Origin of the sequence: Proteus appendicitidis (assembly GCF_030271835.1) — a bacterium.
GTDB lineage: Bacteria > Pseudomonadota > Gammaproteobacteria > Enterobacterales > Enterobacteriaceae > Proteus > Proteus appendicitidis.
Genome location: NZ_CP127389.1, coordinates 3276224 through 3289792 on the forward strand (window position 1 = coordinate 3276224; position 13569 = coordinate 3289792).

Annotated in this window: 12 protein-coding genes; 6 read left to right on the plus strand and 6 right to left on the minus strand. The window is 35.9% G+C overall.

The window, feature by feature from the left end; all coding sequences use genetic code 11:
* Positions 1 to 102: 102 nt before the first annotated feature.
* The 3 genes from glnD to QQS39_RS15130 all read left to right on the plus strand — a co-directional run bounded on the left by glnD (position 103) and on the right by QQS39_RS15130 (position 4064).
* A complete protein-coding gene (glnD, locus tag QQS39_RS15120; RefSeq protein WP_285804839.1) occupies positions 103 to 2748 on the plus strand; it encodes a bifunctional uridylyltransferase/uridylyl-removing protein GlnD in 2646 nt (881 codons plus the stop codon).
* A gap of 34 nt (positions 2749 to 2782) precedes the next feature.
* The gene (dapD, locus tag QQS39_RS15125; protein ID WP_196734689.1) at positions 2783 to 3607 is read left to right on the plus strand and encodes a 2,3,4,5-tetrahydropyridine-2,6-dicarboxylate N-succinyltransferase; all 825 of its coding nucleotides are present in this window, start codon (positions 2783 to 2785) and stop codon (positions 3605 to 3607) included.
* Between the two features lie 70 nt (positions 3608 to 3677).
* On the plus strand, positions 3678 to 4064 hold the full coding sequence (locus QQS39_RS15130; RefSeq protein WP_006535910.1) for a DUF3461 family protein: 387 nt from the start codon (positions 3678 to 3680) through the stop codon (positions 4062 to 4064).
* A 145-nt stretch (positions 4065 to 4209) separates the two neighbouring features.
* Here QQS39_RS15130 and QQS39_RS15135 read toward each other — a convergent pair whose 3' ends face one another.
* The 6 genes from QQS39_RS15135 to syd all read right to left on the minus strand — a co-directional run bounded on the left by QQS39_RS15135 (position 4210) and on the right by syd (position 10240).
* Positions 4210 to 4653, minus strand: a complete 444-nt coding sequence (locus QQS39_RS15135; RefSeq protein ID WP_285804840.1) for a flavodoxin — start codon at positions 4651 to 4653, stop codon at positions 4210 to 4212.
* A gap of 89 nt (positions 4654 to 4742) precedes the next feature.
* The gene (locus QQS39_RS15140) at positions 4743 to 6224 is read right to left on the minus strand and encodes a hypothetical protein (protein ID WP_285804841.1); all 1482 of its coding nucleotides are present in this window, start codon (positions 6222 to 6224) and stop codon (positions 4743 to 4745) included.
* 155 nt (positions 6225 to 6379) lie between these two features.
* A complete protein-coding gene (gene ptsG / locus QQS39_RS15145; RefSeq protein ID WP_285804842.1) occupies positions 6380 to 7825 on the minus strand; it encodes a PTS glucose transporter subunit IIBC in 1446 nt (481 codons plus the stop codon).
* A gap of 302 nt (positions 7826 to 8127) precedes the next feature.
* The gene (gene truC / locus QQS39_RS15150) at positions 8128 to 8892 is read right to left on the minus strand and encodes a tRNA pseudouridine(65) synthase TruC (RefSeq protein WP_151435981.1); all 765 of its coding nucleotides are present in this window, start codon (positions 8890 to 8892) and stop codon (positions 8128 to 8130) included.
* Positions 8893 to 8900: 8 nt separating this feature from the next.
* Positions 8901 to 9224, minus strand: a complete 324-nt coding sequence (locus tag QQS39_RS15155) for a YqcC family protein (RefSeq protein WP_151435982.1) — start codon at positions 9222 to 9224, stop codon at positions 8901 to 8903.
* 464 nt (positions 9225 to 9688) lie between these two features.
* A complete protein-coding gene (gene syd / locus QQS39_RS15160) occupies positions 9689 to 10240 on the minus strand; it encodes a SecY-interacting protein (protein WP_285804843.1) in 552 nt (183 codons plus the stop codon).
* 156 nt (positions 10241 to 10396) lie between these two features.
* On the opposite strand from syd, the gene queF reads away from it, so the two are divergent.
* From queF to xni, 3 genes are all read left to right on the plus strand, one after another.
* On the plus strand, positions 10397 to 11242 hold the full coding sequence (queF, locus tag QQS39_RS15165) for an NADPH-dependent 7-cyano-7-deazaguanine reductase QueF (RefSeq protein ID WP_285804844.1): 846 nt from the start codon (positions 10397 to 10399) through the stop codon (positions 11240 to 11242).
* A 90-nt stretch (positions 11243 to 11332) separates the two neighbouring features.
* Positions 11333 to 12700 (plus strand): nucleotide 5'-monophosphate nucleosidase PpnN, encoded by a 1368-nt coding sequence (ppnN, locus tag QQS39_RS15170; RefSeq protein WP_285804845.1) that lies wholly within the window; start codon positions 11333 to 11335, stop codon positions 12698 to 12700.
* Positions 12701 to 12706: 6 nt separating this feature from the next.
* Positions 12707 to 13456 carry a flap endonuclease Xni gene (gene xni / locus QQS39_RS15175; protein WP_285804846.1) on the plus strand — a complete coding sequence of 250 codons (750 nt, stop codon included), beginning with the start codon at positions 12707 to 12709 and terminating at the stop codon, positions 13454 to 13456.
* Positions 13457 to 13569 lie beyond the last annotated feature (113 nt).

The following is a 13569-nucleotide window of genomic DNA, read 5'->3' on the forward strand; positions in this document are numbered from 1 at the left end:
TTTTTTATTTTATTTGCTACGAAACAGCAGAATCACTAGTCAGGTTATCGTTTTAACATTAGTCTTAATGTCATAAGCAAACATTGAGAAAGAAGACGAACAATGACTCATAAAAACGCATTTCAAACTCCGCCCCCTTCCCCTTTTTTGCTGACAGAAAATACCCAAAATTGTGCTGAACTTAAGCAATCAATCGAGCAATTTCAGTCTTGGTTAACAGATGCTTTCCATCATGATGTTGATGTCGCTTTATTACTTCAAGCCCGTAGCCATTTCATTGATCAACTCTTAACGCAATTGTGGCGCTATACACAACTATCCGATTATCCAGACCTTAGTATCATTGCTGTCGGTGGTTATGGCAGGCAAGAGTTACATCCACTTTCTGATATTGATCTTCTCTTTTTAAGTGAGACACCTTTATCACCAGAAGCAGAAGATAAAGTCAGCAAACTCATAACATTACTGTGGGATGTACGCCTTGAAATTGGTGCCAGTGTTAGAACAATGGAAGAATGTCTTTTAGAAGGTCTTTCAGATTTAACGGTTGCAACAAACTTACTAGAAGCGCGTCTTATTTGTGGGAATAATTCACTTTATCAGCAATTAATTAACCATATTTTTAGCCAAGGGTTTTGGCCATCACCTGATTTTTTTGCTGCAAAAATTGAAGAACAAAAACAAAGACATCAGCGATATCATAGCACTAGTTATAATCTAGAGCCGGACATTAAAAGTAGCCCTGGTGGACTGCGCGATATTCACACCCTAATTTGGGTCGCACATCGCCATTTTGGTGCCGCATCAGTGTCTGAAATGGTCAACTTTGGCTTTTTAACACCGGCAGAAGGACAAGAGCTATTAGAGTGCCAATACACGCTATGGAAAATTCGTTTTGCTCTCCATCTTGTACTTTCTCGTTATGACAATCGCCTATTGTTTGATAGACAACTCAGCGTTGCTCAACTTTTAAATTATGAAGGTGAAGGCAATCAGCCCGTTGAAAAAATGATGAAGGATTATTATCGCGTAACTCGTCGCGTGAGTGAGTTAAACGATATGTTACTTCAACTCTTTGACGAAGCTATTCTTGCTCTGCAACCTAATGTAAAACCACGACCTTTAGACAATGAATTTCAACTAAGAGGCTCCTTAATTGATGTTGTTGATGACAGTTGCTTCCTTGATGATCCTATCGCTATTATGCGCCTCTTTTTACGTATGGCAGAACATAAAGAGATCACAGGAATTTATTCAACAACTCTCCGCCATTTACGTTACGCTCGTCGGCATTTAGTTCAGCCGTTATGTGAGTACCCACTAGCTCGTCAAGTTTTTATGCAGATCTTGCGCCATCCTCGCGCAGTTTCTGGTGCTTTCGTTCCCATGCACAAACACAGTGTATTAGCGGCTTACTTCCCACAATGGAATAATATTGTGGGTCAAATGCAGTTTGATTTATTCCATGCCTATACCGTTGATGAACATACCATTCGTGTTTTACAAAAACTTGAAAGTTTTGATTCTTATGAAAACCACGAACAACATCCGCTTTGTGTTGATATTTATCCCAAACTTCCTCAACTTGAATTACTACGTTTAGCTGCACTTTTTCATGATATTGCCAAAGGTCGCCATGGCGATCACTCCATATTAGGAGCCAAAGATGTTGCTCATTTTGCTCAGCAGCATGGCTTAAACCAAAGAGAATCGGCATTAGTTGAATGGCTTGTTAGTCATCACTTACTTATGTCGGTTACAGCGCAACGACGTGATATTCAAGATCCTGACATTATTTTTCAGTTTGCATCAGAAGTAAAAAACGAAAGCCGATTACGTTATCTTTTATGCTTAACGGTTGCGGATATCTGCGCAACCAATAGCAGCCTATGGAATAGCTGGAAACAGAGCCTATTACGTGAACTTTTTCTATCAACAGAAAACCAGTTACGCCAAGGTATGCACTCTATTCCTGATTTACGTGAACGTATTCGCCATCATCGTTTGCAAGCACTAACTATTTTACGAATGGAACAGGTTGATGAAGATAAATTGCAAGCAATTTGGGGACGTTGCCATGCTGACTATTTTTTACGACACACTCCCGAACAAATTGCATGGCATGCGCTAGCATTAATTGAGCATAATAGTGCTGAACCTATGGTGTTAATCAGCCAACAAACTGAACATGGCGGCACTGAAATCTTTATTTGGTGTGCTGATAGACCTTCCCTTTTTGCATCTGTTGCAGGTGAATTAGATAGACGTAATTTAAGTATCCATAACGCTCAAATTTTTACTAACCGCGATAATATGGCGATGGATACCTTTATTGTATTAGAGCCTAATGGTAAACCTTTGGCGATTGATAGATATAATGCAATCCGTAACGCACTGATCCAAGTTGTATCAGCCCCTTATAATGCCAATGCAAAAACACGCTCATTACCAGCCAAATTACGTCATTTTGATGTTCCGACGAAAATTAACTTTATCGCTTCTAACCATAATAAGCGTACTTATATGGAGCTATTTGCACGAGATCGCCCGGGATTATTAGCCATTATAGGTAAAGTTTTTGCTGATCTTTCACTTTCATTACATGGCGCAAGAATAACCACAATAGGTGAACGTGTTGAGGATTTCTTCGTATTAACCGATAGCGAAAATAATGCGTTAAACCAAAAAATGAAGGATGAAGTCGTAGAAAGGTTGACAAAAGCCCTCGTTTCAAAGGATAAAATATAGGAACCCACGACAATACATATAGGAAATACTATTAATGCAAGCATTACAATCTATTATTGATAACGCCTTCGAACATTGTGCTGATATCACTCCAAATAACGTAGAGCCACATATTCGTGATGCCATTAATAGCGTTATTGCACTACTAGACAGCGGAAAAATGCGTGTCGCGGAAAAAATTGACGGTCAGTGGATAACTCATCAATGGTTAAAAAAAGCGGTTCTACTTTCTTTTCGTATTAATCACAATCAAGTGATAGATGGCAATGAAAGTCGCTATTTTGACAAAGTGCCTATGAAATTCGCTGATTATGACCAAGCACGTTTTGAAAAAGAAGGTTTTCGTGTTGTTCCTCCCGCAGCAGTTAGACAAGGGGCTTACATCGCTCGCAACACTATTTTAATGCCATCTTATGTCAACATTGGTGCTTACGTTGATGAAGGTAGCATGGTTGATACATGGGCAACAGTAGGTTCATGCGCTCAGATCGGGAAAAATGTCCATCTCTCTGGTGGTGTTGGTATTGGTGGCGTTTTAGAACCACTACAAGCAAATCCAACCATTATTGAAGATAATTGCTTTATTGGCGCTCGCTCTGAAATTGTTGAGGGTGTTATTGTCGAAGAAGGCGCGGTTATTTCAATGGGCGTTTATATTGGTCAAAGTACCAAAATTTATGACAGAGAAACAGGCGAAGTACATTATGGCCGAGTTCCTGCTGGCTCTGTTGTTGTGTCAGGCAATTTACCTTCTAAAGATGGACGCTACAGTCTTTACTGTGCCGTGATCGTGAAAAAAGTTGACGCAAAAACGCGTGGAAAAGTTGGTATTAATGAATTGTTAAGAGCTATCGACTAATATAAGAACAGCGGATAGAATTAATTCTGTTCGCTATTCTTTCACTCATCTTTCTATCAGGTGCCAATATATGTACGATAATTTAAAAAATTTAGGGATCCCGCATCCTGAAGATATTGACCGCTATACTCTACGCCAAGAAGCTAACAACGATATTTTAAAAATCTATTTTCGCAAAGATAAAGGTGAATTCTTTGCAAAAAGCGTAAAATTTAAATATCCACGCCAACGTAAAACAATTTCTGATGGTCAATCAGGACAAGGTTTTAAAGAAGTAAATGAAATCAATACTAACTTACGTTATGTTATTGAAGAATTAGATCAAATTTGCCAACAAGATCAAGTAGAAGTCGATTTAAAACACAAGATCCTAGACGACTTGCGCCACCTTGAGCATGTTGTAGCAAATAAAATTGCTGAGATTGAAGCTGATTTAGAAAAACTGACTCGCCGCTAATAACAAGCCATTTTAGCTGATACGTATGTCCGTTTTATAAAAAGCACCGCTTACTTACTGCATAAAACAGAAATAAGCGGTGTTTTAAAATACATAATATGATCCACTATTTTATTAACCAATTAACTATTAAATTATTTTCTATTTAATCTAATAGGTTAACCCAGTTCTCAAGCCACTCGATTGCAAATACTTCTGGCTCCGCGACATCCATACCGTCTATTTTTAATATTTCGCCAATACGCTTTGCTTGATGCTCTTGTAACAACTCATCAAATTTCATCCCTGCACCACAAAAATAGTCATAGCTACTATCACCTAAGGCAATCAAGCCATAACTTAGGTTTGGCTGATATCCTACGTTATCACGTAGTTCATGAAATAGGGGGGCAATGGTATCAGGTAAATCACCTTGCCCAGTACTTGACGTTATCACAAGCACTGTTGAATATTTTTCCCAATCTGCGAGTGTACCGTCTTCGTAAACATTAGCTTGATGTTTATGTTCAAGTAAAATACGCTGTGCCTCTTCAGCAACTGCTAATGCATTACCATAAACTGTACCTACAAAAATGCCGATTTTAGCCATAATGTTTAGCCCACTTAATATTATTTGATAATTCACCAACTAAACATCAAACATATAATATTGTCAATTCATTCTCAATGAGAATAAATTCACTCATCCTTTTTAAAAAGAGATTGTTTAAAATTATCCCACTTACTCTTTTCTCCATATAAATAACCTAATAAACTTTCAGGATAATTTATTTCAGATAACTTTGATGTAACCATTAAACAAATATCACCGATAGTGAAATATTTATTTTTTTCTTTATAAACATCAAGATAAGATGATATCTTATTAATTTTACTCTTATAATTAATTAATATATTCAAAGATTCATTATGTTTTTTAGGAAAAAATAACTTATACACTTTAGATAAAAAACCCGTCTCCTTTCTTTTTATAAAACCATCTAATAATGATAAGCTTTCATTTGTTTTTTCCTTAACCTTTATCATTGAATCACAAACTATTTTTTTATCATTCTTTTCTAAATAAGAGGTTTTATTTTTAAATTTATTATTACACCGACTAATACATGAAGAGAGTTCTGTTAATGACTCTAGTTTTAGTTTCAACAAATCTGTATTAGACTTTATTTCTTTCAGCTTGAGTTTTAAATTATCGATATCTAAATTAATAATAATACCATCATCAATATTAAAAATATTTTTTTGATAATATGAATCTAATGTTTTACAATTATTATTTATTTCATTACAAGAGCTAACTAATTTTTCATTAAACATCTGTAATTTATCACCCTCATAATGTAATTTTTTTATATTTTTAATTATATCTCCATCAATAAAATCAAAAAGATCATTCATTTCTTCAATATTTTCAAACAAGCAACTATTATTTGCTATTTCATGATACTGCTTAATATTCTCATTAAGAAAGTTAAAATGAATCTCAAACTCCATAATAATATTTTTTATTCTCTCTAACTTATTGTCTTCATAGCTATTAACCATTGAGTTTTGACGAGGTCTATCATTAGATTCAACGGCATAATCAGCAGCCTTTAGATTACCAAGTTTAACGACCATCATATCATTACCATTTAAATTAAAAGGTAAATCACATCCTGTATTTAATTCTATTGTTTTATTTTTTAATTTTTCAATCAGTTTATTGGCAGATTTAATTTCAATTCCTAACAATATATTTTTATCAAGAAAAATGTTAATATTTTTATTTTCCACATTAAAAATTTCATTCTTAAATGACGTAGAATTTGTTTCATTTATCATAAGTTTAATAAAGTCTTTTATTTCGTTCAATGAGGATAACTCACTAATTGATTTATTTGATTTATTTGTTTTATTTTTAGCTCTATCTATTTTTTCCAAATGATGAAGGTTATTTTTAGTATAAGAATCAACAACACCTTGCAGTTCATTTTTTATATTAGTAATAATTTCTTTATCAATATAAATACAATTATGTTTATTTTTTAGAATATGAAAATTATGTTCAAACAATCTATTAGAAGAGCTTATTATCTTATCCGACAATAAAAATCTTACATTTTCTTTTTTATCATTCATTGATGATAAATTTTTTAATTCATTAAATAACACTCTCATCTTTTTTACCCTCATCACTATACGTTATGATAAGAATATATAAAAATAATGATTAATAATTTCAAAAAAAAATTTAAAACACATAGTAAAGGATATAAAAAAACACGCTAAATAATAAATTTAAGCGTGTTTTTTTAGTTAAAGAGTGCTATTTATTATTCAGTAGTATCTAAAGACCTTATATATTCATCCATTTCAGTTTTTAGATTATCTGACTTAGGGCCAAAAATGGCTTGAATACCCGAGCCAACTACCACAACACCAGCAGCACCTAATCTTTTCAACTCATCACGATCGACTTTTTCAATTTCTTTAACGCCAATACGTAAACGAGTAATACAAGCATCTAAACTACTGATATTGTCTTTACCACCAAACGCTGCGACTAAAGATTGTCCCATTGCACTCTTATCAGCTTGTTTCGTGTTTTTATCTTCTACTTCTCGACCTGGGGTTTTCAGATTTAGTTTCACGATTAAGAAGCGGAAAATCGAGTAATAAGTTATCGCATAAAGTATGCCAATAATTGGGAATAAATACAGTTTACTGCTATTGCCACTCAATACGATAAAATCAATTAAACCATGAGAGAAACTTGTCCCATCACGCATACCTAACAAGATACAAATAACAAATGCTAAACCAGCTAAAATAGCGTGAATAACATAAAGAATAGGAGCGACGAACATAAATGAGAATTCGATAGGTTCAGTGATCCCTGTTAAGAAGGCAGTTAATGCCGCAGAAATCATGATACCACCGACTTTTACACGATTCTCAGGACGAGCTGAATGCCAAATAGCTATCGCTGCAGCAGGTAAACCAAACATCTTAAATAAAAAGCCACCTGATAACATACCCGCAGTTGGGTCACCAGCCATATAGCGAGGAATATCACCGTGGAAGACTTGTCCTGCACTATTTACATATTCACCCACTTGCATTTGGAACGGCACGTTCCAGATATGGTGTAAACCAAATGGCACTAATGCACGTTCTACAACACCGTAAATACCAAAGGCGACAGCAGGGTTTTGATACGCAGCCCATTCCGAAAAACGTTGGATAGCTGTACCAATAGGAGGCCAAATAAAGGCCAGTATAATCCCAACAAAAATAGCGATTAAGCCTGAAATAATAGGAACAAAACGTTTTCCGGCAAAAAATCCTAAATACTCAGGTAATTTAATACGATAAAAACGATTAAACATAGAGGCAGCAATAATACCTGCGATGATCCCCCCTAATACCCCTGTATCAGTAAGGTGCTGAGCCTCAATTTCTGCTGGCGTTAAACCTAAAACCCAAGGAGCAACCACAATCATAGTTTTAGACATAATGCCATAAGCTACAACAGAGGCCAGTGCAGACACTCCATCATTATTGGTAAAACCTAACGCAACACCAATAGCAAAAATAAGTGGCATATTAGAGAAAACCGAACCACCAGCCTCTGCCATAACTTGAGAAACAGAAGATGGGATCCATGAAAGATCAGCGGAACCAACCCCTAATAAAATACCGGCAATAGGCAGTACAGATACCGGTAACATCAAGGACTTTCCGATTTTTTGTAAAACAACAAATAGGTTTTTAAACATCAAGCAGACTCCCGGACTGTGGGTTTTTATATGTTGTAAGTTTTTATTTGTTTAAAGTAGTGTGGGTTTAATTTCATAAACTTATCTAATGATAAGCCTTATTTATTTTACATCATAAAATAAATCGCTTAATGAATACATGATAGCTGTCACGTTTCAAACATGTGAACAGATCAATTAATAGAATTATATATTCTACAAATAATTAAAACAGATTATAAATTTGCGCAAACCATTAAGACTTAAGTAAAAAAGCCTTAATAGTCACACAAAGAAAGTAATATTAAAAATTAAGAAAGGAATTAAAAATGATGAGCTAAATCTTCACCATACTGCTCTAATTCAGGTCTTAATCCACGCCAACCAAATTGATTAATAAGGTGTTGCCAAGGCAGATCCCATTTAGCGGTTAAGTTAAGTGGTTGCAATGTGATTGGATGAATTAAGTTTAGATGGCTTGCATGTAACATCAAGCGATGAGATTGAAAATGATTTACAACACCACGGTTTTGACGCAAATCACCGTGAGCAGTATCACCAATAATTGGATGTCGAATATGAGACATATGGCGACGTAATTGATGCTTGCGCCCCGTTTCAGGACGTAACTCTAATAAACTAAATCGAGATGTAGGGTAGCGCCCAATCGCAACCTCTTTTTCAACAGTTCCTAATGGCTGACAGTGCGTCACGCACTCTTGGATTTGTGGAGGTTGAGTTGCAAATTTATCTGCAATTTTGTCGAGTTCTTCGACTAAAGGGCTATCAATAACAGATGCCTCTTCAACATATCCTCGAACAACAGCATGATAAATTTTTTCTGTTTTATGTTGCTCAAAAGATTGAGATAGCGCTCTAGCAACATCAGAAGAAAGTGCCATTAATAGAACGCCTGATGTAGGTCTATCTAGACGATGTACAGGGAAAACATGTTGCCCTATTTGATCTCTTAGTGTCTGCATCACAAACACGGTTTCATGTCTATCTAGCCAACTGCGGTGAACAAGCCAACCCGCAGGTTTATTCACCGCAACAAGATGTTCATCTTGATAAATAATATCTAGCATTATCGACCTTATGATTTAAACATTGCGTCAAGTTCACGCAAATGATTGAGTAAATCAGTAACATCTCGACTTTTATCGTCTTTAAATGCTTCTTCGTAATAAGGTGCGATTACAAATTTATTAGGTAATGGCATCTCGTTTTCAATCATTGATGACAATCGAGGAATTAATACCCACTGTAACCATTCATGAGCACTCATTGTATCAATACAGAAAGGCTCAACACTTTCAAATGCTTGATCAGTAGGAGATTCTAATTGCCATAGCTCAATGTTCTTCATCTCTTCTTCAATCAAGAGCAATTTCGCTAAAATGCGTTGTTCTAGTGTCATCATTTATCCCTTATATAAAACTTACGAATAAGGATAACATTGGGATGGAATAGCAGAAAACAAATAAAAAATAAAAGGAGCCGAAACTCCTTTTAGACAAGAAAAATAGTTGTCTGTACAACACATGCGTCCAAGCAAGACCGTTTTTATCTATCCCTGTGATTAAGTCCGTATCCACATTAATGGAAATATCCTATTTCCTGTGTCCTTGATTACTCTATATTTTATCGGTCACCAAACAGTCCCTTATTTGGTGAACGTAGAATGCCAATAATTGATTAGTTAAACAACCCACAAAACAAAAGCAATTAAATAGCCGTAACTATAAATAAAAACAATGAGTTAATAACTTATTGTTCTATTTACATAAATCAATTTTATTTTTATCAGTGACGTTTTTTGATAAAAAAATACACGCTTTTTTGTAAGATATATCTCACAAGAAAAAAGGGCTATAGACTACGTCACTCATTATATACAGCGACTAATTCTGAGAGAAAGAGAGATAAATTTTCAGCTAACACTTCTCTTTTCTTTTTGCCGAAAGTTTCAAGAATGACTTCACCAGAAACATTACACACGGAAATTATTTCGTTTTCTGAATCTGTGCTACCAATAAATAATGTGGGTGTAAGTTTTAAACGCTTTTGAGTCACCAAATGACCAATAATGTTCTCTTGTAAGCGAATAAAATCCTCTTCACTCCACACTTGGATCAAGCTGAAATCGACCTCTCTAAAACGAACCTGCATATCCCCAGCATACTGAGTGGTAAAGTAATTGTGCAATTCAGGACGAATAATAATCCCCATCGCTTTTTCAACTTTTTCGAGTTTATCTGTTCCTACAAAAGGCTGCGGTAGCCAGTAAACAACTTCGTCGCCCGTTCTTGATATACAAATAGAAGGAACACCATAAAGATCTTCACTTGCAGGAGGTAAACCTGATTTTTCTTGCCACAAATCAATATACTTTTGCGTAAAGGCTTTTAATTCAGAGGAGATGTTTTCAGTCATAATTATCTGTTCTATCTATTTAAATAAGAATTTCCTTTATGTTACCTGATTATGTCACTAATTCAGAGCACCAAAAATAAAGCATTCATATACTATTGATGTTTCAATAGTATAATTAACCTTCTTTTATTTTCAGCTAAAGTTAGGATGTAAATTATGTCTTTATATCAAGGTGATAAATCTCTTGAAGCATTATCTTTGGGCAAAGAGACTCAATATCATGATCAATATGATGCCGGGTTATTGCAAGGTGTACCACGTAGCCTAAATCGAGATTCACTCTCTTTAACTGCTGAAAATTTACCTTTTCACGGTGGTGATATTTGGACTATGTATGAGCTATCATGGCTTAATAGTAAGGGCTTACCGCAAGTTGCTATTGGTCATGTTGAATTAGATGCAACCACTGAAAATCTTATTGAATCTAAAAGTTTTAAATTATATCTCAATAGTTTTAATCAAACTCGTTTTGAAAGTTGGGATCTCGTCGAAAAAACCTTACTTAAAGATTTAACGACTTGTGCTAAAGGCAAAGTTAATCTAACCATTTATCCACTTTCGCATTTTACATCACAACCTATTGTTGATTTTGCTGGAGAGTGTATTGATGAACAAGATATTGAAATTGATAATTATCAGTTTGATATGCAATGGTTAAACGAATCGACAACCGATACACTGGTTGAAGAAACCCTTGTCAGCCATCTGTTAAAATCAAACTGCCTCATTACTAATCAACCAGATTGGGGTTCAGTTGCTATTCAATATAAGGGTAAAAAAATTGATCGTGAAAAACTACTACGCTATTTAGTTTCATTTAGACAACACAATGAATTTCATGAACAGTGTGTTGAGCGAATTTTCCACGATATCATGCAATTATGTAAGCCAGAAACATTAACTGTTTATGCAAGATATACGCGACGCGGTGGATTAGACATCAATCCTTGGCGCAGTAATTGTGAGTTTGTTCCAGAAATTAGTCGATTAGCCAGACAATAACGGAATAATGCCTGTATGTTAATATGATCTGTGTTATACCAAGATCAGTTGCACTTCAGTTTGTTATTTCAGGAGAAAAAGGAGTCCTACGTGATAACTCATGTCAGCCCATTAGGTTCCATGGATCTGCTTTCACAGCTAGAAGTTGATATGCTAAAGAGAACCGCAAGCAGTGATCTTTATCAGCTGTTTCGCAATTGTTCTCTCGCTGTTCTCAACTCTGGTAGCCTTACTGATAGTAGTAAAGAACTGTTATCTAAATACCAAGATTTTGATATTAACGTACTGCGCCGTGAACGTGGCGTCAAACTAGAGTTAGTCAACCCTCCTGAAGACGCCTTTGTTGACGGAAAAATTATTCGCTCACTGCAAGCTAACTTATTTGCTGTGCTGCGTGACATATTGTTTGTTCACGGGCAGATCACAACAGCAAAACGTGATCTTCACCTGAACTTAGAAAATAGCACCCACATCACTAATACGATTTTCTCGATTTTGCGTAATGCACGAGCGCTTCATATTGATGAAGATCCTAATATGATTGTTTGCTGGGGCGGTCACTCAATCAATGAAACTGAATACCTTTACGGCAGAAAAGTAGGTAACGAATTAGGGTTACGCGAACTCAATATTTGCACAGGCTGTGGACCTGGTGCGATGGAAGCACCTATGAAAGGGGCTGCGGTGGGTCATGCTCAACAACGTTATAAAAATAGTCGTTTTATTGGTATGACAGAGCCTTCAATTATTGCTGCAGAGCCACCAAATCCATTAGTTAACGAACTGATTATTATGCCAGATATTGAAAAACGTCTGGAATCTTTCGTACGAATTGGACACGGAATTATTATTTTTCCGGGCGGTGTAGGGACAGCAGAAGAATTGCTGTATCTGCTTGGTATTCTTATGTCTCCCGAAAACCAAGACCAAGTATTACCACTGATTTTAACTGGCCCTAAAGAGAGCGCCGACTACTTTAATGTATTAGATGACTTTATCGCCAATACATTAGGCGACGAAGCTCGACGCCATTACCAAATTATTATTGATGATGCGCCTGAAGTTGCTCGTATCATGAAAAAATATATGCCTTTGGTAAAAGATAATCGTCGTAGTACGGGTGATGCTTATAGCTTTAATTGGTCAATAAAGATCAATACTGATTTACAGCATCCTTTTGAACCAACACATGAAAATATGGCATCACTTAACTTAAGCACCGATCAATCACCTGAGAAATTAGCGGCTGACTTACGTCGTGCATTCTCTGGTATTGTTGCAGGCAACGTAAAAGAAGTGGGTATGAAAGCGATTGAAGCTTATGGTCCTTATAAAATTCATGGTGATCGTGAAATTATGCGTCGCATGGATATTTTATTAGCAGGCTTTGTTGAGCAACATCGTATGAAACTTCCGGGTGGTACAGCTTACCAACCATGTTACGAGATTATCAGCTAATTTATTATGATACATTTGCTGATTATTGATGCTTTAAACCTGATCCGCCGCATTCATGCGGCATCAGGTTCTTCCTGCAAGACGGTGTGTGAACAAAGTGTCAATCAACTGCTTGGTCACACACAACCGACTCATGCCGTAGCCGTCTTTGATGAAGACGACAGAGACGGTAGCTGGCGACATCAACTGTTACCCGATTATAAAGCGGGTCGCACACCAATGCCTGATGACTTGCGACAACAATTACCTGAAATTAAAGCAATGTTACTTAATTTAGGTATACAAAGCTGGCACTCAGGGGGTGATGAAGCAGATGACGTTGCTGCAACATTAGCAACTAAAGTGGCAAGTGCGGGTTTTCGAGTCACGATTATTTCAACGGATAAAGGCTATTGCCAATTACTTTCTCCCGCTATTCGTATACGCGATTATTTTCAACGACGCTGGTTAGATTTAGAATTTATTAGAGCAGAATTTGGCGTCGAACCATCTCAACTTACCAACTATTGGGGATTAACAGGCGTAAGTAGTAGTAAGGTTGCTGGCGTTCCTGGTATTGGACCTAAAAGCGCTACCGAGCTTTTACAAATTCACCCAGATCTAGAATCACTCTATCTGCATATTGATGATGTTCCGACTAAATGGAAAAACAAACTTATTACTCATAAAGAGTCTGCATTTATCAGCCGGAAAATCACAACATTGCGTACTGATATTCAATTAAACGGTAATCTACAACAGTTACGTTTAAAATAGCCAAGTTCCCACACGTTAAAACTTAACGAGTGAATATCTTTGAATAATTCGCATCCATTAAAAAGGCTAAGTTTCTATTTATAAACTTAGCCTTTTATTATCATCAATAAATC